The organism is Enterococcus sp. UD-01 (genome assembly GCF_044909655.1).
Lineage (GTDB): Bacteria > Bacillota > Bacilli > Lactobacillales > Enterococcaceae > Enterococcus_L.
Window position 1 is genome coordinate 70692 of the sequence record NZ_JBIYEU010000009.1, and the last position, 26764, is coordinate 97455.

Annotated in this window: 16 protein-coding genes; 3 read left to right on the top strand and 13 right to left on the bottom strand. The window is 38.0% G+C overall.

Annotation, left to right across the window (positions count from 1 at the left end):
- Positions 1 to 25: 25 nt before the first annotated feature.
- Positions 26 to 697 (bottom strand): transcriptional regulator YeiL, encoded by a 672-nt coding sequence (gene yeiL / locus ABH902_RS09345; RefSeq protein ID WP_404590452.1) that lies wholly within the window; start codon positions 695 to 697, stop codon positions 26 to 28.
- Positions 698 to 787: 90 nt separating this feature from the next.
- On the opposite strand from yeiL, the gene ABH902_RS09350 reads away from it, so the two are divergent.
- Complete coding sequence (locus tag ABH902_RS09350; protein WP_404590453.1) at positions 788 to 1426, top strand: hypothetical protein; 639 nt, start codon at positions 788 to 790, stop codon at positions 1424 to 1426.
- 69 nt (positions 1427 to 1495) lie between these two features.
- On the opposite strand, the gene ABH902_RS09355 is transcribed toward ABH902_RS09350, so the two are convergent.
- From ABH902_RS09355 to queG, 9 genes are all read right to left on the bottom strand, one after another.
- Positions 1496 to 2083, bottom strand: a complete 588-nt coding sequence (locus tag ABH902_RS09355; RefSeq protein ID WP_404590454.1) for a LysM peptidoglycan-binding domain-containing protein — start codon at positions 2081 to 2083, stop codon at positions 1496 to 1498.
- A gap of 432 nt (positions 2084 to 2515) precedes the next feature.
- Positions 2516 to 3784, bottom strand: coding sequence for a hypothetical protein (locus ABH902_RS09360; RefSeq protein WP_404590455.1), 1269 nt, complete (start codon positions 3782 to 3784; stop codon positions 2516 to 2518).
- Positions 3785 to 3805: 21 nt separating this feature from the next.
- On the bottom strand, positions 3806 to 5551 hold the full coding sequence (locus ABH902_RS09365; protein ID WP_404590456.1) for a glucosaminidase domain-containing protein: 1746 nt from the start codon (positions 5549 to 5551) through the stop codon (positions 3806 to 3808).
- A gap of 19 nt (positions 5552 to 5570) precedes the next feature.
- Entirely contained in the window at positions 5571 to 6644 is a 1074-nt protein-coding gene (locus tag ABH902_RS09370; protein ID WP_404590457.1) for a hypothetical protein, read from the bottom strand.
- A gap of 741 nt (positions 6645 to 7385) precedes the next feature.
- Entirely contained in the window at positions 7386 to 9335 is a 1950-nt protein-coding gene (locus tag ABH902_RS09375) for a heavy metal translocating P-type ATPase (RefSeq protein ID WP_404590458.1), read from the bottom strand.
- Positions 9336 to 9523: 188 nt separating this feature from the next.
- Entirely contained in the window at positions 9524 to 11158 is a 1635-nt protein-coding gene (locus ABH902_RS09380) for a peptide ABC transporter substrate-binding protein (RefSeq protein ID WP_404590459.1), read from the bottom strand.
- A 15-nt stretch (positions 11159 to 11173) separates the two neighbouring features.
- Positions 11174 to 11551 carry an OsmC family protein gene (locus tag ABH902_RS09385; protein WP_404590460.1) on the bottom strand — a complete coding sequence of 126 codons (378 nt, stop codon included), beginning with the start codon at positions 11549 to 11551 and terminating at the stop codon, positions 11174 to 11176.
- Between the two features lie 205 nt (positions 11552 to 11756).
- Positions 11757 to 13082 carry a metallophosphoesterase gene (locus ABH902_RS09390; protein WP_404590461.1) on the bottom strand — a complete coding sequence of 442 codons (1326 nt, stop codon included), beginning with the start codon at positions 13080 to 13082 and terminating at the stop codon, positions 11757 to 11759.
- The gene (queG, locus tag ABH902_RS09395) at positions 13079 to 14245 is read right to left on the bottom strand and encodes a tRNA epoxyqueuosine(34) reductase QueG (RefSeq protein WP_404590462.1); all 1167 of its coding nucleotides are present in this window, start codon (positions 14243 to 14245) and stop codon (positions 13079 to 13081) included. Before queG ends, ABH902_RS09390 begins: the two co-directional genes overlap by 4 nt.
- Before the next feature lie 281 nt (positions 14246 to 14526).
- Between queG and ABH902_RS09400 the strand changes: the two genes are divergently transcribed.
- Positions 14527 to 16338, top strand: coding sequence for a MucBP domain-containing protein (locus tag ABH902_RS09400; protein ID WP_404590463.1), 1812 nt, complete (start codon positions 14527 to 14529; stop codon positions 16336 to 16338).
- 186 nt (positions 16339 to 16524) lie between these two features.
- On the opposite strand, the gene ABH902_RS09405 is transcribed toward ABH902_RS09400, so the two are convergent.
- On the bottom strand, positions 16525 to 17571 hold the full coding sequence (locus ABH902_RS09405) for a zinc-binding alcohol dehydrogenase family protein (RefSeq protein ID WP_404590464.1): 1047 nt from the start codon (positions 17569 to 17571) through the stop codon (positions 16525 to 16527).
- A gap of 294 nt (positions 17572 to 17865) precedes the next feature.
- Positions 17866 to 19320, bottom strand: a complete 1455-nt coding sequence (locus tag ABH902_RS09410) for a MucBP domain-containing protein (RefSeq protein ID WP_404590465.1) — start codon at positions 19318 to 19320, stop codon at positions 17866 to 17868.
- Between the two features lie 285 nt (positions 19321 to 19605).
- Here ABH902_RS09410 and ABH902_RS09415 point away from each other — a divergent pair, with 285 nt between their 5' ends.
- The gene (locus ABH902_RS09415; protein WP_404590466.1) at positions 19606 to 20721 is read left to right on the top strand and encodes an NAD(P)/FAD-dependent oxidoreductase; all 1116 of its coding nucleotides are present in this window, start codon (positions 19606 to 19608) and stop codon (positions 20719 to 20721) included.
- A gap of 249 nt (positions 20722 to 20970) precedes the next feature.
- On the opposite strand, the gene ABH902_RS09420 is transcribed toward ABH902_RS09415, so the two are convergent.
- Entirely contained in the window at positions 20971 to 26481 is a 5511-nt protein-coding gene (locus tag ABH902_RS09420) for an InlB B-repeat-containing protein (RefSeq protein WP_404590467.1), read from the bottom strand.
- Positions 26482 to 26764 lie beyond the last annotated feature (283 nt).

Genomic DNA, 26764 nt, shown 5'->3' on the forward strand with positions numbered 1-26764 from the left:
TAGAGCAGTTATCCTGACTTGTTTTTTATTCAAGAACCCCTTTGGCTAATTGAGCAAGCTGCTCTCGTTGTATAAGGAATTTTCGGCCTTCTTTTTTGATCATTTCTGCTTCCTGCAAGGCGTGTAGCGTATACAGCAAATGTCTGTAACTAACTCCTAAAAATTCCGCCGTTTCCGTATGCTTTTCGGAATAAATACCGGCAACTTCCGTCTGCAGTATGTAGGCCGCCAGGCGCTGTTTTAATTCATAATTTTGATTATTGGAAAAATGCTCGACACGATTTAAGACCTTTTTTCCTAAATATTTCGCAATAATGGTTAAAAAATGCGTATCCTTCAGCAACAATTCCCGGGCTTTCACATAGGGCAAGGCAACACATACGCAGCGGTCAAGCGCCTCTACATCCTTCACCTGTTCTTCTACCTCCAGTAGTGTTAGCTCACCAATAAAATCCTCACTTCCTAAAAATTGTAGCAAAGATCTGCGGCCATTTTCATGAATTTTGTAAATTTTTGCTCTGCCTTCTAGCATAAAAAACAAATGCTCCAGCGGTTTATCAAAACGGACAATATATTCTTTTTTTTCATAAACAAATACTTCCGCCAGCGATAATAGCTCCCCGGAAAAATAAGAACGGAGGACAGCTTCATGCATTGACGTAACGGCCTCAAATTGATTTAATGGATATTTTTTCACGATTCCACTCCCTACTATGAGATATCTCCTATTATTATGAACCGTTATCGCTTAAATTACTACTAACAAGATATTCTTAGGAGGTTTCTTATGAAAAAATTTTTTATTTCGCTATTTTTTTATGCATTAAGCGGTATCGGCATTAGCTTAACCATTAAAGCCGATATTGGTGTCAGCAGCTTTAACTCATTGAATGTTGCCCTTGCAGCAGTTGCCCACAGCCAAATCGGGACGATTACTTTTTTAATGAATTGCTTGTTTTTATTGCTGTATATTCTTTTATCTAAGCAAAAAATGTATGTACAGTATCTGATGATCTTTATTTCTGTTTTAAGCTTAGGCAGCATAATTAATATTATTACTTATAATCTTTTGGGGTCCTTTTATTTGGAGAATTATATTTTACGCCTACTACTGTTTATTTTCGGCACTTGCTTGGCCGGGTTTGCGACTGGAATGATTATTGCTATTGGCGTTTTATCCTTTCCGATCGAAAGCTTATGTCTTAGATTGTCTGAACTAACGGGATATTCATTTCGTTGCTTCCGTTATGGAATTGACGGATGCTCAATTTTAATTTCTTTGGCACTTTCCATAAACTATCAACAGCCGCTATTTGTTCGGGAAGGAACATTGATTAGTTTACTCCTGTTATCAGGCGTCATTTCTGTGACAAAGAATAGTTATGAAATGATTTTAGCGACTAAATCCATAAAAAAAGAAGTGTAAGAAAAGCATTTTCTGCTTTTCTCTACACCTCTACTATTATTTTTATTGTTTTAAAAATGATTGAATGGATTAGTACCAGCCATTAGCCATCCAGAATGCTTGAGCTGCTTCCCAAGAACCATAACGTCCTGCAACATAGCTATCCGCTACACGTTCTTGATTTGCTTCAGAATAGTCTCCATTTAAGTATGAAGCATCTAATTGGTATCTACCAATGTATCTACCATTTGTCGCACTATAAGAACCGCTAGATTCTTTTTGTGCAATCCATTCCTTCGCAGAAGATGTAGTGGCTGCTGTTGTTGCAGCTGGTTGAGCTTCTACTGCAGCTGGTGCTGCTTGTGCAGTGGTTTCTTCAACTGGTGCTTGTTGTACGGGTGCTTGCGTTTCTTGTACAGGTGCTTGTGCAGCTTCTTCTACCGTACGAATAACTAATTGATCACCTTCAAAAATCATGTTTATGTCAGCAATACTATTGTCTTTAGCAATTTGGTTTACCAGACTATTGTCTCCTCCAAATTGATGTGAAATTGTAGTTAGAGTATCTCCATTTTTTACTGTATATAAGCTATCTGCATGTGCGTCAGATGTTCCCATAAAAATTCCAAATCCAGCGGCCAAAGTTGTTCCTAATAAAATCGTTTTAAGTGATTTCATGTCGTTCTCCTTTGTATAAAAATATTTTTTTGTCGTTGTTTTATCGACTTTGCATACTTTAACACCTAAAAATATTTCATAGGTGAAAAAGCAATGACAATACGTTACGAGTTGTTGTATTTCGTAACAAACTGTAAAAACAACGCTGGAAACACCTGTTCGTACTGGGTTTTCATTTTTCGTTTTCATGTAAATAAAATGATTTTTTTCAGCATTTTTTCTTTTTTTATTTTTATAAATGCTAAAATATTACAAAATTCGCGAAATATTACAAAATAAAGGTTGATTTTTTCTTACATGTATGTCCAATTTCACCTCTCTTTTTTCTTCCTCTAGAATATTTTCAGCTCATTCAAGCAATAAAAAAAGAGAATTTACAGCATATTTGCTGGTAACTCTCCTTTTTGCGTGTTAATATTCATAAATAAAAGTTTAAGACTTGTACTCTTTTTGCTCAATTACTGATTCTAATAATCGATTTTCAGTTTGAATAATATCAAAAAAAGCACTAATCTTTTCTAATTGCTCATAATCAATTTGGTACAATTTTACTTTCGGTTTGAAAAATAGAAAGCCTGAATTTACCTTTACTCGTTCATTAATCAAATGGCATTGCTCCATCATTGCTTGTAGATCCATTTCAGATACGCTATTTTTGACCTTCTCTACACGTGCGCGTTCATAAATCCATTGATCCTTAGTGACGGTCATTCGTTCGGTAATTGTGACTAGCTGCCGATTTAAATGCCAGGATTGTTCAATAAACTTCGCTTTTTTATACATATCATCATAGTGGATCAAATCAATTCGGACTGTTTTATACCATTCTTCTTCTTCAAGAGTGATTTTTTGATGCTTTTTAAATCGTTTTAACCCACTGACCAGTAAGCTATTTTCAATCGCCAGCAGTTCATATTCCAATTTTTCTTTTGCCACACGCAAACGTTCTTTCGAAGCTTTTTCTCGTTTAAGGCTTTCTTTTAAATAAAGAATATCATTTTCTACTGCTGAAGAGTCTACAACTTCCGATTCCTGCCTTTTTTCTTTTGGCATGGCCGATATCGGCTCAGCATCAATCACTGTTTTTTTAGCTTTTTTCTTTTTAGTTCGTACGCGAGCTGCCGGTTTCGGCTCCTCAACCGTCACTTCAACTGGAAAACTAAGTGTGCCAATAGTAGACGCTGTTTCTGGAATAGCTTCTGGCTCCATACTTTCTTCGATGTTTTCCTCATGGAAAGCAGAAACAAGCTTTTTTTCGAGAATGCTGCTGACGGATTCTTTTGCTGAATAGCCCATTTGTTTCAAACTGGATAATACTGAAAATTGAATTGGTTCCTCTTTCTCTTCAATGGATAGAGGAATTAATTCACAAAAATAAGTGCTAAAGGCGCCCTCGACCACTTCCACGATTTTAATCCAAATAAATTGCGGAAACAGCACGTTTAATTCTTCCAATAAAACATCCCAATTTAATTCGATTTGAAAAAATTGAATTTCAATATGCTTTTTTATTGATACAGAATTAAGTTTTCTGGAAAGTTCATTCTTTTCCAGAAAACTTAATGAAATACCTGTTTTACGTTCATATATTTTGTCACAGGCTGCGATGATTTCTTCCGTTTGATTCTTTTGATAGAGAACGGTACCTTTAGTGAATGGAATTGCCTGCTGGTGAAAAAAAACATCAAAATGATCATTCATACGACCGTTCTCCTTTCTTTTTTAGGATGGTAGCTCATAATTTGGAACCAACACAAGTAGTTGGCCTTCCGTTAAGAAGTATTGATCCAAATCATTCCATTCTTTTAATGACCAGACAGAAACACCGGTCTTTTTAGAAATGCTGGCTAAAGAATCGCCTTTTTTCACTTCATATGTCTGTTTGGTTTTCTTACGTGTCGCAGTAATATCGTAATTTTTTGATTCAGTAGTCGTTTTTGCTTCTTTAGTAGAAGAAGCTTTTGTTGTTTTTTCTGAGTCTTTGTTTACTGTCAATTTATCGGAAAAAGCGTTGGATATTTTTTCAACCATATTCAATGAACGATCCACGGCTTCTTCTTCTTTTGCTACTACAGTAACTTTTTCTTTTTGTTTCGGAATATTTAAACGTTGACCGATATAGAGTGTACGACGGTCTAATTGATTTTTTTCTAAAATAGCTAAGGTAGATAAGTCATAAAGTTCGCTAATAGATTTTAAGGTTTCTCCTTTTTTCACCACATGGGTAAAGAATTCAACCTTTTGATCTGTTTGCTTATCTTGTTTTTCAATCTTATCGAAGCTTGTATTGAGCGTTATCTTCTTGGCTTTTTTGTTGGTTTTTAAGGTATCATACTGCGTTAAATTGTATGCTTCAATTAGTCCATTTAATTTCGAAGCATAGCTGGTATCCGTTGCATAACGCCCGGTAAGAAACTTAGTCGCATCCTTATAGGAAGAAGTATTTGATTTCCAGGTTCCTTTATAAAAAGAATTGCTAAAATCTGTACCCCCTCTAAGCAGCTTTACGTAGTCACCCAATGATTCTTTGTACGACGGATATTTTCTAAAAGCAGAACGAATAGTGTACATACTTCCGGAACCATTATCTTCACTTGTTAAAAAGCTCGCGCTAGCTCCTTTGTAATCTCCTTTAATACCAAATAAATTATAATTTGGCGCAGAGGCTAATGCACTGTTTCCAGATGCACTTTCCAGAATGGCTTGTGCAATCATCACTGATGCGTATAGATTATTTTTACCGGCAATTGTTCGAGCATCTTCGCCAATAACCTTAATAAAGCTTTTCGTTGTTAAATTAGGGCTAATGTGAAAGACTTCGTCAGAACCAGCTGCACTGGCTCCCGCTGTATTGCCAGTATAGGTATTATTGCTTGACTGTACCGGCTGATTCACTGTCGGAGCTGGCTGTTGTACTGGACCATAAGTCGGCTGCTCAGGCTGTGGCTGTGGTTGCACAGGTTGAGTTGGTTTCGGTTTTGGCTTTGCTGGCTTAGGTTTTGGTTTTGACGGCTTCGTACTAGTTGATGATGTACTGCTAGTAGAATCAGTAGTCGTTCCGGTTGTGCTGGTCGTTTCGCTTGTTTCATCCATCGTTCCACTCGTACTAGAGCTTGTGGAATCGTTTGTCGTCTCATCTGATGTGCTTGACGTTGTTTCATCTGTCGAGTCCGTACTGCTGGTAGTAGCTTGTGTGTGTGTGGTGCTACTCGTTGTTGTAGAAGACTCGGTCGTTGATGAGCTGCTCTCAAGCTTGTCGTCTGTATCAGTACTTTCTGTTCCTTTTTGTTCTTTAGTTGAAGATAGAACGGTTACTTTCTCTTGTTCATCGGAGTCAGCAACTGCCCGATCGTCTGCTTCCTTAGCAATAATAGGTTGAACATCGGTAACAGAAAGGACAGCACTTGAAGACAATAACCCAACACTTAACAATCTTAGTTTTTTACTATTTAAGTTCCTTTTTTTCATATTGTGTCCTCTCTTTTTTTTATTGATAATGATCATCTTTAACTAAATTGATGATCTGATTAAACGCTTGTTCAGATTCTTCTTTTACATCTTTAATACGTTTATAGTAGTTTTGGTATTCCTGCTCAGCACGTTCCAAACGTTTTAAGACTGCTGTTTTACGTTTCGTATCTTCATCAATCATTTGCGCGCGCTGCGTTGCTTTATTGATGATTTCCTTGGCTTGTTTTTTAGCGCCTAGTAAGACTTCGCCGATGTCTTCTTTAGACAATTGTTCACTTTCAATAGCTTCTTTTTCAGCTAAAAGCTTTTTCGTTCTCTCTAATTCTTGACGCACTCTTGCCAATTCTTCCTGTGCTTTAGTATCAACTGCCGGTTCTTGCGGCATAATCACAATCCGATCCTCAGAAAGCTTATCGATTTCCTCTTGTTTTGCCAGCAGCTCTTGCTCATATTGCTTGATTTTTTCGGCAAAACGCTCAACCTTTTTACGATTCAAGTCATTTTCATCAATTTGTCGATTACTGTCGCGTAAAAGATTATTATATTTACCCTTGATTTGTTCAAGTTCCGCCATCCGAGCTTCGTAGTCCTTCGGCACAGCCTCGACCATAGAAAGCTCGTTTTTTAGCGATTCACTTACTTGGCGGGAAGCTTCTAATTCTGTTTGCAGCTGCTTCACTTCTTTTTTATATTTCCGTAGTTCTGCTCTCACTTCATCTAACTCGTTTTGAAGCTGTTCGTTTTCTTCTTGGAGTTCTTCTAATTCGGCATCATCGATAACTTCAGTGACAGGCGGACGTTTTTTAGACTTTTTAGCACTCGGAGCTTGTCTTTTCTTTTTTGTTGAGAAAAGCGACCGTGACTCATCTTCGTCTTCGTCGTCATAGTCATCGTCATCATATTCTTCATCATACTCATCTTCGTCTTCTTCATCATCATAATCATAGTCGTCATCATCTTCATCGTAGTCGTCATAGTCATACTCATCTTCGTCGTACTCATCATCATACTCATCGTATTCATCAAAATCATCGTCTTCGTAATCGTCATATTTCTTTCTTTTCTTGCCTCTGCCAAATATTTTCAGCATACTTTCACTTCCTTTTACTAAAATAGGCTATTATTCTTTGCTTACTGGTTATAAACATGAAATTAATCATATGAATGGTTGATTTATGTATATCCGGTAATTTCTCTGATACTATTTATATCCAAATATCCTTAAATAACTGCGAAACAATAACTCCAACCTACTTCAATCGCTTTTATTAGAATTGATTTTACTCTTAGCTATCCTTTCTAACTTCTGCCATTTAACTTTAATGAACCAGCAACCATTACAAGCTCAACTTTAATATTTGATTAAATATTCCTTATAAAATCATACCTACCTTTTTCTATTTTAGCAGATATTACCTCAACAAACAAACTGATTTCGCGGTTTATTTTTACTTTTGAAAACTCAAAATAAGATTGAGATATCTTTCTAAAAAAAAAGAATTTTATCATATAAAATAGATGTTTTTTTATAAACTAAAGCTTATTCGTAAAATATAGTAACATTTTCCATACTTTTTTAATTTTTTTTGCCATTTCTTTCATTTAAAGACCGGTCAATGCATCATTCGTTATTGTAAATCACTGAAAAAGGACGTTAACATTAACTTACAGCGCAAGAAAAAATGTATATTTATGTTATTTTTTTGTTTTTTATAAGCAATATAAGTACAACCTGCTTTTTTTTAAAATTAAGAGCCTATTCTTTCGTTAAAGGTATCATTTTTAGACATAAAAAAGAACAGCCTTTAGTCAAAAAGCTGTTCTTTCTTCTTTATTTAGACGGAATTAACAAGCGTAATCCATTAAGAATAACCAGCAGGGTACTGCCTTCATGAGCAACGACCCCCAATGTGATATCCATTTTCCCAAGAATATTCAAGGTTACCAGCAATAGAACAATCAGCATGGAAAAAATAATGTTTTGCCAAACCACTCGATCCAAACGTTTAGCTGTCTTATGGGCATAACTAAATTTGGTCAAGTCATTTTGCATTAATACTGCATCTGCAACATCAATCGCGACATCTGTCCCGTCACCCATGGCTACACCAATATCAGCGGTAACAAGAGCCGGTGCATCATTTACGCCATCTCCTAGCATTGCAACACTGCCAAAGCGTACTTTTTGTTCCGCTATAATATCCGCTTTATTTTCCGGAAGTACGTTGCCGATGACTTCATCAATGCCAATTTGACGTCCCACTGCTTGTCCCGTTTGTTCTGCATCTCCTGTAATCATAGTCGTATGAATTCCCTGTGCTTTTAAATAGCTGATCACTGGTTTTGCTTCTTCATTAGGCACATCCATCATTGCAATAAGACCGATCACTTGGTTATTTTCAGCAAAGTAAACGACCGTCTTTCCTTCTTTAGCATATTGCTGATTGTGTGTTTCGATTTGAGCAGCTACTGCATGGAATGTTTCTGGTTTTCCAAGTTGAAATGTCGCTCCGTTATAAGTAGTAATCAAGCCTTTACCGATAATATTTTCTACTGAAAGATCTAATTCTTTTTCTGCATGAAAATTTTCCAAAATCGCATTGGCTAAGGGATGGTTAGCTGTTTTTTCCATCGCAACAATCCGGTCGATACAGTCTTGTTCCGTTAGTTCTGTTTGACTCGTCAAAAAGTAAGCATCCGTGACAACTGGTTTCCCTTTCGTTAATGTGCCGGTTTTATCAAAAGCAACGGCTTTAATAGTTGCCAAATTAGCCAGATAAGAGCCTCCTTTAAATAAGACGCCGCGTTTGGCTAAATTGGAAATGCCGGATAATGTCGCCGGAACAGCACTCGCTGCTAATGCGCAGGGAGAAGCTGAAATTAGGAAGACCATTCCCCGATAAAAGCTTTCATTCCAGCTCCAGTTAAAGATAAACGGGCCTGCTAGAATAAACAAAGGAACTAAAATCAAAACAATCGTCACGTAGCGCGGCTCCAGCTTTTGAATTTTCGTCGCTGTTTTGGATAGATTGTTTTGCGATTGATTGACTAATGTTAGAATCTTAGCAAAGACTGTGTCGCTGCTGTCTTTGGTAACCTCCATTGTAAAGGTACCATTGCCGTTAATTGTACTGCCGAAAACTTCATCTCCTACTGTTTTTTCCCGCGGGATGCTTTCACCATTAATAGAAGATTCGTCAATGGATGTGCTGCCTGACAAAATTATACCGTCTGTAGCAATCTGATCACCGTTGCGGACTTGTAGCTTATCGCCGATTTTCAAAGCAGCGACATCCACTGTTTTAATCGTACCGTCTGCTTGGATTAAACGTGCTTCTGTCGGATTCATCTTTAGTAAATTCGTAATTTCACGTTTACTGCGACCTTCAGCATATTCTTCAAGAAAATGCGCGCCGGCAAAAATTAAAATTAACAAGGCACTTTCTTCAAATTTACCGATGATCATGGCGCCAAAAGCCGCTAAGGTCATTAGAATATGCACATTTGGTACGAAGGTGCTTTTGGCTTTAGAGGCTTGTATCGTATCTGTCATTCCTTCAATAATAATGTGATAGCCTGATAAAAAGGTTGCGCCGACAAAAAGAAGTGTCTGAACAAGACTGTTTTCTTTAAGGAAAAAACCTGCAATAAATAAAACGAAGCCGGTAAAAAATAAAATGACTGGGGATTTCCCGTGACTGTGATGATGGCTGTGACTGTGTCCGTCTTCGTGTTTATGCTCATTCGTGCATTGGTGAGTGTGTTGCTTTACTGTTTCCATAGTGATCCTCCTTCTCTTGTTTTCTGAAATAATTCATTAAACTTTCACATGAATAAACGTTCATATGTTATATACTTATAATACATGAACAAGCAATCATATGTCAAGAAAAATTCATCTTTTACTGTAAAAAAAGCCTTGTCCTAACAAAGGCAACTTCGTTAGGATAAGACTTTTGAATGAAATGATTAATCTTTTGCTACTTTAATGTACTTAAAGCTATAAGGCGAGCCGAAGCTGTGCTTCACTACACCAGTAATTTTTTTCTTTTGCAGCAAAGCCGTTTGCTGCTGATAAATTGGTGCAATCGTGTAATCCTCTGCCAGCAGAACATGCTCTGCCTGAAGCAGATCATTCCAGCGTTCCAGCTCATCTGCCGCATGTGTTTCCGTCGCCGCTTGAATCAACTGATCGTATTTCGGATTATTATAATTAACATGATTCAACCCGGAAGTAGAAGCGAACATATCTAAAAAGGTAATCGCATCTTTGAAATCTGGCATCCACTGACCAAAAGCAATATCATAATCTCCCGCCAAATAACGTTCTTGCAGATTGTTGCTTGGCAATGTTGTAATTTCAAATTTCACCTGTGGCAATACTTCTTCGATTTGACTCGCTAAATATTCAGCCGTCTTTTTCTCAGTGTCTGAGTCTTTGGTTAAATACACCAATGTTACTTCTTTCTTCCCTAATTCGGCTAAAGCTTGCTCAAAGGCTTTTTTGGCGGCAGCCGAATCGAAGCTTTGCTGTGTGCCATTTTCTTTACGGAAATCTTCGCCCGTCTTTGGGTTTTGAACAAAATTCTGAGGAATAAAGCCAGTAGCAGCAATGGAACCGTCGCCCAGCACATTCTTCACAAAGGTTTCCCGATCAATTGCTAAAGCAAGTGCTTTACGTAAGCTTTGATTAGCGAGCAGCTTGTCTTTGCCCTGATTGAAACGCAGATAGCCCATTTTGGTATCATTCTGATTTTGGAAATCAGCATCATTTTTGTATTGCTTAGAAAATTCGCCATCTAAAACCACTCGATCCAGTTCTCCCGTTTGATACAAATCAACGGCTGTACTGGTTGATTTTACTACTGAGGTTTTGATTTCATCAATTGCAACATTTTCCGCATCCCAATAGTCAGGATTTTTCACGTATTGCCAAGTATCTGAATTTTGTTCCCAGCCTTCCAAAGTAAACGGTCCATTATATAAGGTAGTCTTGCTGGAGGTTCCGTAGCTATCCCCTTGTTTTTCCGCAAACGCTTGATTGATCGGGAAAAAGGTTTCAAAGGACAACAGCGAAGTGAAATAAGGAATTGGCTTGATTAACTGTATCTCCAGAGTATAATCATCCGCTGCCTTCACGCCCAGCTGTTCCGGTTGCATGTCACCTTTATAAATCGCCTCGGCATTTTTAATGGAAGAAACAAATAAGCTGGCATACGATGGGGCGGTTTCCGGCGTGACTGCTCGCCGCCAAGCATAAAGAAAATCTTGGGCTGTCACAGATTCGCCGTTTGACCATTTCGCATCTTTTCGCAAAGTAATGGTATAGGTTTGCTTATCCGCGCTAATTTTCGGCAGCTCTTTGGCAACTGCTGGAATCGCTTCGTCTTTTTCGTTCAACTGATATAAGCCTTCAAGAACTTGATTCTGTGCATTAAAACTAGTGAAATCCTCTTCCTGTGTGGTATCCAGTGTCAGCAGCTCTGCTGGTTCTGTAAAATGAAGCTGTGTTTTCGTTTCTTGACTTTCTTTCGTTTCATTAAAATTGCAGCCCGCTACTAACACGGACAATACCAATAAACTAGCGGCCAAATATTTTTTCATTTTATTTCTCCTTTTTTAGACGAAGCTGACAGTTTCAGTAACGACAATTTCAGGGTCCAGCGATTGCATAACCGGACAGTTTTTACTAATTAACTTTAAGGCCCGTTCTGCTTTACCCTGCGCTTCTTGTGCAACTTGTAATGTGAAGAGAATACTTACTTGACTCAGCGGTTTCGCTGGTTTTTCTTCTGTCCGTTCGTATGAAATCTGCACATTTTCAATCGTAAAATCAATGTGAGAATTGGTTAAAATTTTTTCGTAAACATAGGCTCCGCAAGCACCGATTGACGCCACTAAAAGTTCCACCGGCGAAAAACCAATCTCCTTTTTTAAAATCCAGTTGCCGCTTTGATGGGCTAGCTCAAAGCCTTTTTCACCCGAGATTAATTCCATTTTATTCACTCCTTATTCGTTTCATTTGACTTGTAATAGCGTTTTCTTCATCCTTTTATCATAGTCTAAATTTCTCAAAAAAGACAATAGTTATTTTCAACATATGATAGTTTAAAGCTATCAATAACCCAAAAAAGAAGCTGAGATAAAACTTTTTCTGCGTTTTACCTCAGCTTCACTGAAACGACCGTGCTTTATTTTCCAGCTAAAAGTGCTTTTGCCACTGATTATCTGGTTCGTTTTTATCCTGAATAATCGAATCAACGTAATCTTTCAAAAATGGACTGTTTTCAGCAATGATCTGATAGCCATTTTCCTGCTTGAGCTTGGCGACTTCCTGATCAGTGCTAAAATCATTGCCGGCGAAAAAGCGCTCATTTATTTTCCCTACAAAAGCGGCACCTGCCTTTAACTGCTGCGGATCGGTCAATCCGGCACTCGCCAGCTGTGCATAACCTAAGCGTTCCCCATCTTCGATCAAAACTTTTTGCATATATTTGGCGTAATTCATGCCTTCAGGCAATATATTTTTGTCCTGTGCCCATTTGTCTACATCATTATGCTGTTTTTTATAAGTGATGGCCTGCTTCGTTAGCGTCACCACTCCATAGCTTTGCGGGGCAATGGCGAAGGAGCTGGAAATGATCTCCGTAATTGGCTGTTCAGCAGTCGTTTCTGTCATAATATCTTGTGCATGAATATGTCCCGAAAAGACGACAGGCACTTGATATTCGGCTAAGATGTTTCGTACCTCGTCTGCGTTATTCAGCACGTAGCCATTTGATAGCAGTTCGTTATGCTTATACAAATTGTGGTGCATAAAAACCAGCGTCTTTTTCTTGGCAGCCTGTCTTTCAGCTAATTGATTTTTCATCCAGGTTAGCGTTTTTTCGCGTATAGTGCCGCCGGTTGAAGGTCGAGTGAGTTTTTGATCGTCCTCCGGATAAATGTTCGTATCCAGAAAAAGAAAATTATAGGTATCATTCACTGAAACTGCATAGCTTAAAGAATTTGGATCATTGCTACTGTCTTTATAGCCGCTGTCAGCAAATATTTTTTGAAAATCTTCGGTGGAAATAGCTGCCGTGGCTTCCTGCTTTTCGCCGACAAATTTTCTGGCCCATCCATCATTAATGTCATGGTTTCCGGGAATCACAAAGACTTTGATCCCCTGCTCCGTCAGTTGCTTCAGCAGCTCTGCCAATTTTTCAGCGCTCACTTTTTCTCCATTTAAGGTTAAATCACCGGTAATAATCAGCATATCCGGCTTTTCTTTTTGCGCTTTGGCGATCAGTGCCTGCAGACTTTCTTTTTGATAATCCAGCTCCTTGCCGGCAGCGGTTTGCTTAATTGCTTGGAAAGCGGCTCCTGAATCAGTTAAGCTTTCATCAATGTAATGGGGATCGCTAATCAGCCAAAAGGTCACCGCACTTTTGCCAAACAATGATTGCTGATCCTTTTTTTCTGCATAAATGACACCTAAAATAATCGCTAGAATCATGAGGCCCATTATACTAAGCAGCTTTTTCATTTAGTTACTCTCCGCTCTTTTTTTGATAATTGTACAATCGCCTGTTGAATCTCTTCGATCACTTCTGCCTCTGTTTCTTTTGCCAATAATTCGGTTAAAAGCTGCAGCCATTTGTCCGCTTCTTTGTTACCAAGCTTACCAATGGCCCAAGCGGCAGTTCCTCTAATGACTGGTCGAACGTCTTCTTTAGCACAAGTATATATTTCCGGCAAAGCAGAGCGGTCGCCTACATTTGCTAAAGCAATCAGAGCATTTCTTTGCAACGGTTTTTTCCCGCGCCACGCTCCGGCTAAATGACCAAAATTTGCTTTAAATTCCTTGTTGGACATAGACAGCATCGGTTTTAATTTTGGATAAACAGAATCAACCTCAGGCTCCATTTCTTCATGAAAATGAAAATCCTTTCCTTTATTATACGGACAAACCAACTGACAGATATCGCAGCCGTAGACTACATTACGCATCTTTTTGCGGTATTCTTCCGGCATCATGCCTTTTGTCTGGGTTTGATAAGACAAACAGCGCTTCGCATTCATACTACCGTTGCCTAAAAGTGCTTGTGTAGGGCACGCCGTTACGCAGCGCGTACAATCGCCACAGCCGAACGGAACAGGCTCATCCACTTCAAACTGAATATTCGTAACGATTTCGCCTAAGTATACAAAGGAGCCGAATTCCTCAGTAATTAACAGGCCATTTCTGCCAATAAAGCCCAAGCCAGCCCGCTGCGCCACCGCAACGTCGACTAATTCTCCGGTATCTACCTGCGGAGCAAAACGCCAATGTTCCTTTTCTTCTATATTATTAGCCTGCGTCTGAATAAAAGCAATCAGCTTATTTAAACGGTCCCGCAAAATATCATGGTAGTCAATGCCCCAAGAGGCTCTGGCAAACATGCCGCGTTTTTCATCCTTTGGAACAGGCTCACTAATCTTTGTAGGATAGGCAAGAGCGATGGAAATGATTGTTTGCGGATTCTCAAACGTTTTTTCCGGATAAATTCGTTCTTCCACTACTTGATGCTCAAAACCAGAATTAAAGCCACGTTCACGCTGCTCGTTTAAGGAATCTTCCAGCTCATAAAAAGGTTCAGCTGAAGCAAAACCGATTTTATCTATTCCCAATCGTTGACTTTCTTCAATGATTTTTTGTTTTAAGCTCATATTTATCTCCTCCATTTACCGATGTTCATAGTTTCATCAGCAAATGTCCATTTTATTTTTGATACATACATAGTACACCAAAATTTGTTTCATTTAAAATATCCGATTTTCTTTTTTTGATCACAAATAATCAATAATATTCTGAAAATTAAAGATAAATAATCCAATAAACTTAAATAATAAATTAAAAAATGATAAAAATAAGAATAATAATTTGATTTTTATGATAAAATAAAAATAGCACAATTGTGTTTTTATTAACAAAATATGGAGGAATAATTTTGAAGAACATTAAACTTAAGCAACTGTACAAAAATAAAACGTTTTGTACGCTGACTATTTCGACACTTTTCGTGCCGCTTTTATTTTCCCGGTCATTTGTTTGGGCTGAGGATACTAATAATGCTGCCACGATAAATACTTCAACAGTGGAAGAAACTACATCATCCAGTGAAGCAACAACAGCAACTTTGACCACCGAGTCGACTGGAGCAACCACCGAACAGACTGTTTCTGCAAACACACAAACATCAGAAACAGCTTCAACAGCGGTCTCTTCTGCTTCTAGTGAGTTTACTGAAAATGCAGTAACGCCTAAAGCTTTTGCCAGCGATAGTGTCACGATCCCAGACCCGGCATTAAAACAGGCAATTTTAACGAAATTAAATTTACCTGCTGGTAGTGACTTGACTAAAACTGATATGAAAAAGCTGACTATTCTCGAATTAACGGACACGGCCATCACTAGTCTTTCCGGATTGGAGTACGCTACAAATCTGGGAACATTTTCAATCAACGCTAATTTAATCATTAATGATTTCTCTCCATTAGAATCATTAACTTCCTTAGATTACGTGACATTGCAGACGTCATCTTTGAACTCAGCGAATTTCCCAGATCTAAGTAAAAGTACGAAAATTGTCAACCTGCACCTTGGTGCGACCAATATCGACAATACTGTTTTTGATAAGATCGTCAAATTAAAAGAACTGGATCGACTTTATCTTGATTCAAATATGAAAATTACAACGATTGAGCCTTTAAGCGTTTTGCCGAAATTAACCTCTTTATCTATTCAGTTTTGTGGCGTGACGGATTTCACTTGCATTTCAAAATTTCCAGTATTGAATAATTTGGCAGCCCATGGTCAAAATACCGGTCGTCAAGATCCGGCAACAAAGGTGAATCGTGCCTCACTAAATTATGATGCACAGACTCAAAAGTTATTCTTGCCATTTTCTATGATGCCCAATCGTGTAACGAATTTTGATGGTTACATGCTGCCGTTTACGAAATCCAACAGCGCTAGCAATACATATCTTGATTTTGACGATGTTCAAATTCCCGGTAATCGTTTAGAAATTACTGATGCCGGTATTACTATTTCAGATGTGACTAAAGATGAATACTATGCGATTAATACTATTGAATACAATGCCCGAATCGATGCACCGGCTGGTTCTTATGCATCACCGCCCAACTTTACTTTCTATTCCATTTCATCGGGTACCTATTTGCATAAATTTATCGTAACCGGTCAGCCAGTAACCATTCATTATCAGGATACGGCTGGAAATGAGTTATTGCCTAGCGAAGAAGAGACCGGAATGGTGGGTGATCCCTTTACTATTTCCCCGAAAACAATCCCGGGATATACGTTAAAAGACACACTTGGCGCTACCAGCGGAACCTTCACAAATACAGATCAAGAAGTTACTTTTATTTATGAAAAAGATACGCAACCTAGCAGCTCTACCAGTTCTAGTTCAACAAGTAGTTCATCAAGCTCTACTAGTTCTAGTTCAACGAGTGGTACATCAAGCTCGACCAGCTCTAGTTCAACAAGTGGTACATCAAGTTCAGCTACTGCTGTAATACCAACGCCAGTATCCAGTGATTCTGATTCAACTAATAGTACAACAGCGGATCAAAGCATTCACAGTAGCACTTCAGTAAATAAAGCTGCTGCTCTTAGTAGAAAAAAATTGCCGGCAACTGGTGAAACAGGTCAAAATAATGTGTTGCTGTTCGGCTTGGCGTTACTTAGTCTGTTTTCCATCACAGTTATTTTTAGAAAAAAACATGTAAAATGAACGCTTAAAGAGGTTGAGCCAAAAGTCGTTTAGGTTCGAGCAATTGGAGTAAAATCCGACCAATATGTTTTTTATATTGATCGGATTTTATGAAATTGCCGAAGAACCTGACTTTGAGCCACCGTTTATTCGTAAGTAGTGGGCGAGACAAAACTAAAAAACAGTTTTGTCTCGCCCACTACTTATTCAGATAATTTCCGCATTAAAGAGACCGCTTATCACCGTTTTCCCATGCTCATGACCAGACTCCACTTGCGCGGTGGCTGCTTTAAGGTTTTTAGCATTAATCCCATCAGCATAATGAGTATGAAGAGTAGAGGTTAGCTTGCCTTGCTCAACTAGCTCTGCAATTTTTTGCAAACTCTCGCCTTGAGTCTCAATCCTCTGATCATAATCTGTTTTAGCAAACATATACTCCCAATCGAAAGAGACTGATTTATTTTTCAACAAATTCATAGCTAACGGTTGTTCTGTTGCAACAATTGTTCCAATGTGCCCGAATGGCTTAATTAATTCTGATAAGCTTGGTAAATAAGAATGAATATCATACAAAACAGCGATATAGTCTAACAGTTGAATATTCTCTTTTTCAATTTGGGGCTTGATTTCTTGATGATAATCAATTGGATGAGCCACGCCATTTTCCCGGAGCCAATCAAAGTTTTTCGGGCTGCTCGTCGCAAAAATTTTCAGTCCAGCCCAATGAGCCAACTGACTTAAGATAGAACCTACACCACCGGCACCATTAATAACTAGAATCGATTTTCCGGCATTCGCATTTTCTTCCGGCACTAAACCAAATTTTTCAAAGAGCAATTCGTAAGCAGTTATTGCAGTCAACGGCAGTGCAGCAGCTTGTGCATCCGTAAGATTTGTAGGTGCTAACGCTACAATCCGTTCATCCACCACCTGCATTTCCTGATTACTACCAGGCTTCATTGTTGTACCAGCATAAAAAACACGATCGCCTCGCTTGAATTTGCTTACTTTACTACCTACTGCGATTACTTCACCAACACCATCAAAGCCTAGTACACGCAATTCCTTTTGTTTTTCTGTTGCTTGTCTCAGCTTTGTATCTACTGGATTGACAGAAACAGCTGTTACTTTTACTAATAATTCGTGCGCATTGGGCTCTGGCAACGGCTGCCAGGCGTCAATAAAGCTTCGCTCATTGTCAATCGGCAATCCTTCGTAAAATCCTACCGCTTTGATTTGCTTTTCAGTGGTCATCTAGTTTTCCTCCTTCAATCTTCTTAATTCTAGTATGAAGGGAAATCTTGAGATTTGATACTTATTTGCTTAAAAATTAGAGCGGCTGGGATAAACATTCATGACTCACAAAACAGAATGAAAATAAAGTGAACAACCTACAGGCAATTTCCCGTCATACCAGAAATGACAGAAGTGCTTGTAGGTCGTTCACTTATTGAGGTTCTTCTCCAAGTAGCCTTGAAGGTCAAACTAGACCATGCTACTTATATGCTCCTGCGATTACTCGTCGCACGAAAAGATCTGTACCAAACATTATTCTTCGATTTTTCTTTTTTTGAAAATCAATAAAGCACCTGCCGCTAAAGTAACAAATCCTAAACCAGCTAATCCACTGGTTTCTTCACCTGTTTTTGGCAGATTTCCTTTTGATTGGTATTGTGTATCTTTATTATTTGTTGAGGTTCCTACTTTTGCAGGATCATTCACGTAGTTATTAGAATAAGCAGGGCCGTAATAAGTGGAAGTAGTTCCTCTATCTGTTTTACGATAAACTAATGTAACATCATTCGTGCCGTTACCAAAAGTACCGGATAAAGTAGCGTTAGAATTAGAAAGAGATGATTCGAGTTCTTTGTTATTCGCACCTACATATTCATACCCTTCAATTGTTGGAGGTGTGACATTCCAGCTTCCTTTGTACAAGCCGATTAACGATGTATCTTCTTGGTCCATGATTAAGTTGCCATCTTCATCAACAGCTGAAACAACAACTAGTAAATGCAAATTATCCATAGCACTGCGTAATGCATTAACCGCTGAGTTTGTTTCTTCGTCTGTTAGAGCATTTTCAAACGCATCCACTGCTTTACTTAAAGCCGTTTCAAACACAGTTTTGTCATTAAAATATTGTTCGGAAACTCTAGAGCCTTCCAAATTACCTGCTTCTTCTAAAATAGCTACCATGTGTGTTCTATCTACTAAGCCATCGTAATAACAAGCAGTTGTAACGATGCTGATCGCATTTTCAACAGCCGCTCTATTTGATACTGCAAGTTGACCATTAATATTGCCTGAAGAATCTTTCACTGTATTTAACACAGCATTACCAGAATCAATAGCCTGTTTGACAACCGCTTTTTTAGCGTTAACAGATGCTGGTGTATAGGCTTCGTTGTTATTTTCAATACTGGTTAAAAATAATTGTGCCTTTTCAAGTGAATTTTGCAAAAGATTAACCAACGCTATTTCTTCATCAAAATTTTCTACTAAGGCATTTATTTTTGCGCTGATTTCTGCAATAGCTGCCAGTAGCTCCTGATCTGTGGCGATGGTGCTTGTTAATAAAGCCTCACCTGTGTTAATTGCTTGTTGCAAGGCAGTTTTTGTTGCTTCCGTGTAATTGCCTAGAGCCATGACTTGTTTTGCTTGGTCAATAACTGCTCTTAAAGCCGTTTTGTTTGCTTCACTCGCAGCTGGTTCTGTAGCAGCTGGCGGTGTCGTTGAATTTTCTGTCAGCGTCGGTGCAGCTTGCTCTGAGCTGACTGCTGGTTCACTTGTTCCTGTTGTTTCTGATGATGCAGTCGTTTTCGTTTCTTCACTCGTAGTAGTACCAACAACGTTTTCAGACGACTCAGTTGTTTGAGTGTCTGTCGCTTCAGAAGTTGCTACAGGTTGTTCTTCGTTTGCTGCAAAAGCAGAAATCGGTGCAGTTAAAACCTGCGTGCTAATTAATGAAGCTAAGATAAGCCCTTTTAAAGATTTTTTCATTCCATTCCCTCTCTTTCGAATAATCATAGGTAGGAAAAACTCCTCCCTTAGCTTTGAGCTTATCATAATTCCGCTTTCATTTTTTCTCATTTATTTTATTAATCATTTAAATTTGTGAGAATTTTTATTTTTTTATTATTCTTTTTTCCGTGAACTTTATTGTTTTTTTACTTAATTTATCTTTGGAAACCTTACAAAATAGAGGGAAGTCGGTTTTCTTGCAACCTTAAAAAGAGTATGCAACAATAAATTGGTTCATTCTAACATTTTATTAAGGAGTTTCTTATGAAAAAATTAGCAATTATTGGCGGTGGTATTATTGGCATGACCTTAGCCAATTATCTTGATTTAAAAAAGTATACTGTTACTCTTTACGATAATCCCCTTGGTCAAGCAACCAAAGCAAGTGCTGGTATTATTTCCCCTTGGCTATCTAAACGCCGGAATCAGCGCTGGTATCGTTTAGCAAAGGATGGTGCTGAATTTTATAGTAAATTGGTTCAGGATTTTACTTTACCTACAAGCGTTTATCAACAGACAGGAACACTGATTTTGCGTAAAGACAATGAGCTTACTCAACTGGCTGAACTGGCTTCTGAGCGAAAACAGCAAGCACCTGCTATTGGGGACATTCACTTATTAGCGGCTGAACAAGTTCATGAAAAATTACCTCTATTAAAAAAGCAGCCTGCTTTGCTGATATCCGGCGGTGGAAAACTCGATGGTGCTGGTTATTTAAATAGCTTACGACAACGAGCCGCTAATGCTGGCGTAGTCTTTCATACAGGCAATGCACAGATTAAACAAAAAGCAACACACTGGACAGTGACTACTGGTGCAAACACAGAGGAATTTGATGCCATTGCTTTATGCAGCGGCGCTGGTTTACCCAATTTGCTATCCTCTCTTGGTTACCAGACAGATATCCGGCCGCAGAAAGGGCAGCTGCTTGTTTTTGAAACGGACTTCACTCGAAGTGGTCATTGGCCGGTAGCTATGCTTGACGGAGAAAGCGACCTTATTCCCTTTGACAATGGACGGATCTTAGTAGGGGCTACACATGAAAATGATGGCAAAACAGATCTAACTCCTACTAAAGCTGCGTTCACTCATCTAAAAGAAAAAACCTTGCCTTTTCTGTCAGCACAGGACTTCTTTGAAGCCTATCCTGTGTCTTATCGGATAGGAACGAGAGCCTACACTGCGGATTTTGCGCCGTTTTTCAACACTTTACCTGATACGCCTACAGCAGTAGCTGCCAGCGGACTAGGTTCATCTGGCTTAACAACTGGGCCTTATATTGGTTTTCTTTTAGCGGAGTATTTCAATTCTGGGCAAAAAAATTGGGAGGACTATCAAAAGCCGATCGAAACTTATATACGGGAGATCAGCTCACTTTAATGAATTGCCTATTTGTTTGCTTAAATCACCATTGTTTCACAAGCAAAACTTGAGCAAAAAAACTATTTAAAAATTTATTAGAGAAAATAGTCTATTTCTAAACATTCAAGCTGTATCTATATCTAAACAAGTTGCTTTAAGTTAAGTACAAAATTCAAAAAAACTAGAACAAAACTAATGATCTTTAAAAGAATCATAGTTTTGTTCCAGTCTATTGATTTTGATTATTTTATTATTTATCCATTTAAATCAATTCCTTTTCCATTTTAGTCTGTACCCTAAAATGGCTATTCCTATTAATAGGAGACCAGAAAAAATTATTAATGGTGCAATTTTTTCACCGCTATTTGGTAAAAGCTTTTTGTCAGTTGACTTTTCCTTGATAGTTTTTTCTTTGATTGCACTCCCTTCCTTATCTTTACTATCGCCTTTGTTGGTAGTTGGCATATTTTTATCTTTTTTATTGTCGGTTGAATTATTTTTTAAGGATTCTTGCTTCCATTGTCCGGTTAGTGCTAATCCGCCAGCTGGCATAAGAATAGTACCAGAATACATTTCACCATCTGCATCAAACCAACCTACAAAGATATGGCCTGTTTTTTTAGGCTTAGCTACTTCATCCAGTTTTACCTTCGTACCCGTTGGTTGAACAATTGTCTCAGGTTGTGTGGCAATATCGCCGCCATTAACGTCAAAAGTAATCGCTTGATCTAAAGCAGTCCATTTCGCAACGAAGACAGCTCCGCCTGCCGGTACTATAAACTCACCAGTTAATTGTTGATCATTTTCATCAAACCAGCCAATAAATTCATAGCCATCACGGGTTGTCGTATAGTTTTCAATAGTAATAACGGTATTGGTTTTAGCCACTATAGAATCAACACCTACTCCGCCATTGGCATCAAAGCGAATCACTTGGTCTGCTTCTTCCCATTTAGCTTTAAGAGATAAACCACCAAACGGCACCGTAATCGTTCCACTTACTTGCATATTTCCATCGAACCAACCAACAAATTCATAGCCCGGTTTAGTCGGAATAGTAATCGCATCAATGTCAATTTGACTATCTGTCGGCGCCATAATTTCATTTGATTCTTTGCTAGTACCACCGTCAAAGTCTAGCGTAATCATTTGGTCTAAGGCTTTAAATTTAGCCACTAATACTACGTCTTCAGCTGGCATTTTATCTGTAGCAAAATTCCATGGTTTATTAGCATTTTGAGCAAACCAGCCAGTAAATTCATACCCTCCTGATGCTTGTGGATCTGTACTTGGCTTAGTAATTAAGCCGTTGTATTCTACTTCGATAGTTGTTTGATTTCCTTGATCATCAAAGGTTGCTTGATAATGATTGATTGCGTATTGAGCATAAAGGGTGACGTTTCTAGCCGGCATACGATTCTTAGTAAACTCCCATTTGGTTCCGCCAGTTTCTTGATCAAACCAACCAATAAATGTATAACCAGTTTTAACTGAAATATCTGGTTCTGTAGCGAATTCATCAAAGTTTACAGATTGCGTCACAGTTTTTCCTTCGTTAACCAAAGTCAAATCATAACTATTTTTGGTAAACTGAGCTTGTAAAGTAATATTTCTGTCTGGCATTTTATCTTTAGTAAATTGCCATTTTCCACCTGTTTCCTCGTTAACCCACCCGTCAAAAGTATGCCCTTCTTTCGTCGGATCAGTTGGCTTGTCTGCTACAATTGTATCATAATTGACTTGATCTGTTTTTATTGTTGTACCATCGACAACATAATTGACTGTATATTTGTTTATTTTGAAACGAGCATATAATGTGGTATCTTCCCCAGGCATTTTATCCTGAGCGAAATCCCACTTAGCGCCTCCTGTTTTTGCGGTATACCAGCCATCAAACGTATAACCTATTTTCACTGGTTGAGCAGGTTCGTTCGCTAATTCATCGTATGCGATTTTTTGTGTACTTAGATCTCCATCATTATCAAAAGTTAACACAAACTCTCCAACTGAAAAATGCGCGTACAGGGTTATATCTTGAGCTGGCATTTTATCCGTATCAAAATTCCATTTTTTACCACCAATCGCTGCATCATACCACCCAATGAAAGTAAATCCGTCTTTTTCGGGATCCGCCGGTTTGGTAATTAATTCTAAATAGTTTACTTCTTTATTAGAAGGAGCTGTTCCTTTACCTCCATTTTCAGAGATATTAAAAGTAACAGTATACGGCTTAGCAGTGTAAACTGCATATAGTTCTACATCTTCATTTCCTTGAACTTCATAAGGGAATGAAACTTTCACGCCACCGGTAGCCTTTGTGTACCAGCCATCTAATACATAACCTTCTTTAGTAGCAGTAGGCGCAACGGTAATTTTATTTTTACTGTCTGGATAACCTACTAATTCTTCTGAAACATTTGCAGTACCACCTTGTGCATTATACGTCACTTTTATTGGTGTCATTATGCCAATTGACACTTGATCAGATTGTGGACTGCTAGCAATAACATTTGATATTTTAGCCGACATTTTATCTGCGGATACCGTCACATTGTCAGTTTCTACAAAGCGCTGACTATCGTCAGTTACAGTTTTTTTAAAGACAACATCTACCGCCTGTGATTTGTCTAAGCCAAAAAATGAATAGCTTCCATCTACGCCATCAATCGTTTTAGTAATTGTCGTTTCAATAACGTTTTTAGTATCTTTATCATAAGCCGTAACTGTTATGTCATTCAGTCCCACTTCTTTGTCATCCGTCGCTCCATTACGGTTCAGATCTGCGTAAACTCGACCTTTGATCACACCTGTTTTCAAGCGAATTGCCACAGCTTCACTCGGCACATTATTAACTACGCCATTTATTTCTCTTCGAATCAGTGCTTTATAAATATTTATTTTACCAGCATCTTGATCCGCAGTAGTTTTATCCATATCAATATTAAAAACAATGAAATCTTCGCCAGGATTATCAGTTGTAGCATTTTCCATAGAATTAATACTACTATTTGTTTGAATATAGATAGCCCGAATTTCTGACTTATTCGTAATTTCATCCCAAGTTTTCCAACTGTTAGCATTAAAGTCCAATTCATAGTTAGTCGCATATAAAACAGTATAGTCATAATTATTAGCAGATAAATCTAAAGGTTCCGTCAAATTAACCGTCCACCCAAAGTTGGTATCTTGTAATTGATACGCCTGATCTGTTGTTTCCCCTCTTTTAGGGATTGGAATAATTGCTTTAAACCCTTTAACTGCTTCTCCAGAGTTATTTGAAACTTTTAAACCATATTGTGCTTGACCTTCCGGGTTCAAATCAATAATTCCATCAGGAGTACCACTATAAGCAATAAATTCTCCGCCATCGATATTAGCAGCAGTCGTTACGTTTAAATCGACATTTGCCTGAACAATCAGTGATGTTGAAGGTAAAGCTGTAAAAATATAGTCTGAATCCGACTTTTCCCCTAAGCCATATTTATTATTTGTGACCCCCATTAAGACTCCAGTGTTCACAATTGTTAGTTCTGAATCTAACGGTTCCATCATAATAATATCAGCTAATGAATATGTTGCTGTTTGACTTGTTTTAGAAATAGACACACCGATTTTTATATCTTCAGTTCGTGTTTTTTTCGCGATAGACGAATTCACATCATAATCAGGAATCGTAAACTGATAAACCGATACACCACTATTATCTTTAAATTTAGTGACTTGCACATTACCTTTTGCAACAGTAAATACGTTACCAACGGCATCAACCGCTCTAAAATCTTCTGGAACAATATTTACTCCGTTAAACTCTCTCACGTAAATGTTAATGCCCTTAAAACTAGATAGTACTCCTGTAGCAGTATCTTCCTTCACGCGAACAGAAGAATGAATCTCCCCTTTATTTCCAGCTGTAATCCGTAATCCCGTGCTTTTTATGACACCGCTAAATACATTTCCAGACGTAACATTTATAATTGATCTCGCCACTTGTGAACTCGTATCAAAGGTATCGATACTGCCATATTCCAGCTCATTATCTGCAATTTGTGTTCCTTCGACAACACCCTCTTTTATTGAGCCATAATATTGAATTCCTCCCGCCCCATATAAAGCAGAAATTAATTTAAAATTAGCCGGCACATCATCAGTCCATTCGACCGAAGCGATAAATTCGTTAGCCTGTTGTCCATGTTCTGCCAAATCAATCAATTGTTGCACAGGTGCAGTAGCAGTATTATCCGGAATCGCTATTACTCGTCCAGTTGTAGTGGTCACTTTTATATTGGCTGTTTTTTTGCCAATTGTTCCAATGCGCATTGCTTGAACATTTATATTGTCAGTATCAAACGTTGCTACAAATTTTTGATCAGTGACAGCTTCAGGCTGAATATTTTCCACACGAAATCCACCTAAATACGTATAAGGAGATGCATTTTTTAATGATATAGAACGAGTTAAATCTAATGAAGTTAACTGATTGACATAGTCTGCAATAATTTGAACGCCTACCGTGATGCCGGCGTATAAAGCAACATCAATCACTTCTTCATTGTTATAGGCTTTATAACTGACTTTACCGGTTGAAGCAACAATTAATTTACTATCAGGTTCAATTGTCGTTGGATCTATTCCATCAGCGAAAGCAACTTCATAATAAGCAGAACCGGAAAGACGTAATTGGTTAAGAGTGATCAATGCATATTTATAGTTACTGTCTTCTTTTTCAGACAATTCAGTGACTGTTGCAGATTGAGCTTGTTCAAAAATCACATTTTTTAATGCCAGACGTTTGTCATACTTTACTTCATATGACATTGAATCTAAATAGGCGCCCGCAGATTCAATAGATTGTCCTCCAGTCGACATAACTGCTGATGTTCCAGTTAAAAATGATCCTGTTTGTCCTTGATATATTGGTTTATAGGCATTTCTACTAGCAGTATAAAAACGTGGCACCACTGATTTTCCGGATAATGACATTTTTTCAAAAGCCTGATCATAAAAATTTTCATTACCTTCTTCCGAAAAGATCACTTCAATAGGATTTGTATAATCTCTACCATCTTCATTGATTAAGAAACGAGTATTCACCCCCAGAGTAATATCCATAGAAATTTCACTTGTTGTATTTACTAATTCATAGGTTACCGTTCCAGATGAGGACATAGTATCGCTATAAACCTTGGGATATTCAATGGTCGCATTGGTCACAACAGAGGCTAGCTGGCTGGGCAACTGCGAAGCGTCAAAGACTAATTTACCACCGCTTGATTTAAAACCTGGCAAGGAACTGTATTGAAATTCTTCTGACAATTTAATGACGATTTTTTTGCCTGCAACGGGTTGTGTATTAAATTTAGCAGTCAAGGACAATTTTTTATTAAATCTTTCAGTCCCCATAAACTGATCCCATGTATAAATAATTGAATTATCTTCGGCTAATGATTGATTTTCAAACATTGCGTCCGATTGTGAAACCGCTCTCGGTGAGACAAGGTCTCCTCTCTCTGTTGAATCCTGTACTTTTTCTGTGCTAGGAAGCTCTGTATCAGTCTGCACCTTTTCTGTAATAGTTGTTCCCAGTTCCGAAGAATTAACAGAGCTGGACATTACTACGTTAGAAGAATTCGTTGTTTCTATTGGCTTTTTTTGTACTGTAGATGACTCATCTGAATTTGTTCCTTGAGTTAATGTTTCTGCGAAAACGCCCATGTTTGTTTGCGAGATAATCAATATTGCAATAAGACTCAACACTTTGATTTTTCTTTTTTCTTCCATTTAGATTCCAACCGCCTTTTTAGATTACTTTCAGAAAAACAAATCATTTTTATACTTCACTAAATTTAGATTTTTCAATGTAATAAAATCCCTCCCAAAGTCTGTCTCGATATTGTTAAATGTTCCCACTTGACATATAAAACCCGTGAGAAGAATTTAGCCACCACTAAGCAGCTTTACCAAACCTGAATATCTTTACTAGTAAAGATATTCAAATTGCTTTGGAAGAGTTGAGGTAATTAAGTAATACACTTCTACGCTTAGCTTCACTCAACGCTTATTC

Excerpts from the sequence above, each read along its gene's own strand:
- queG (WP_404590462.1), bottom strand. The coding sequence starts at position 14,245 with ATGAGCTTAAAACAAAAAATCATTGAAGAAAGTCAACGATTGGGAATA.
- ABH902_RS09405 (WP_404590464.1), bottom strand. The coding sequence starts at position 17,571 with ATGACCACTGAAAAGCAAATCAAAGCGGTAGGATTTTACGAAGGATTG.
- ABH902_RS09410 (WP_404590465.1), bottom strand. The coding sequence starts at position 19,320 with ATGAAAAAATCTTTAAAAGGGCTTATCTTAGCTTCATTAATTAGCACG.
- ABH902_RS09420 (WP_404590467.1), bottom strand. The coding sequence starts at position 26,481 with ATGGAAGAAAAAAGAAAAATCAAAGTGTTGAGTCTTATTGCAATATTG.
- ABH902_RS09355 (WP_404590454.1), bottom strand. The coding sequence starts at position 2,083 with ATGAAATCACTTAAAACGATTTTATTAGGAACAACTTTGGCCGCTGGA.
- ABH902_RS09375 (WP_404590458.1), bottom strand. The coding sequence starts at position 9,335 with ATGGAAACAGTAAAGCAACACACTCACCAATGCACGAATGAGCATAAA.
- ABH902_RS09370 (WP_404590457.1), bottom strand. The coding sequence starts at position 6,644 with ATGCTGAAAATATTTGGCAGAGGCAAGAAAAGAAAGAAATATGACGAT.
- ABH902_RS09360 (WP_404590455.1), bottom strand. The coding sequence starts at position 3,784 with ATGAATGATCATTTTGATGTTTTTTTTCACCAGCAGGCAATTCCATTC.
- ABH902_RS09350 (WP_404590453.1), top strand. The coding sequence starts at position 788 with ATGAAAAAATTTTTTATTTCGCTATTTTTTTATGCATTAAGCGGTATC.
- ABH902_RS09365 (WP_404590456.1), bottom strand. The coding sequence starts at position 5,551 with ATGAAAAAAAGGAACTTAAATAGTAAAAAACTAAGATTGTTAAGTGTT.
- ABH902_RS09390 (WP_404590461.1), bottom strand. The coding sequence starts at position 13,082 with ATGAAAAAGCTGCTTAGTATAATGGGCCTCATGATTCTAGCGATTATT.
- ABH902_RS09380 (WP_404590459.1), bottom strand. The coding sequence starts at position 11,158 with ATGAAAAAATATTTGGCCGCTAGTTTATTGGTATTGTCCGTGTTAGTA.
- ABH902_RS09415 (WP_404590466.1), top strand. The coding sequence starts at position 19,606 with ATGAAAAAATTAGCAATTATTGGCGGTGGTATTATTGGCATGACCTTA.
- ABH902_RS09385 (WP_404590460.1), bottom strand. The coding sequence starts at position 11,551 with ATGGAATTAATCTCGGGTGAAAAAGGCTTTGAGCTAGCCCATCAAAGC.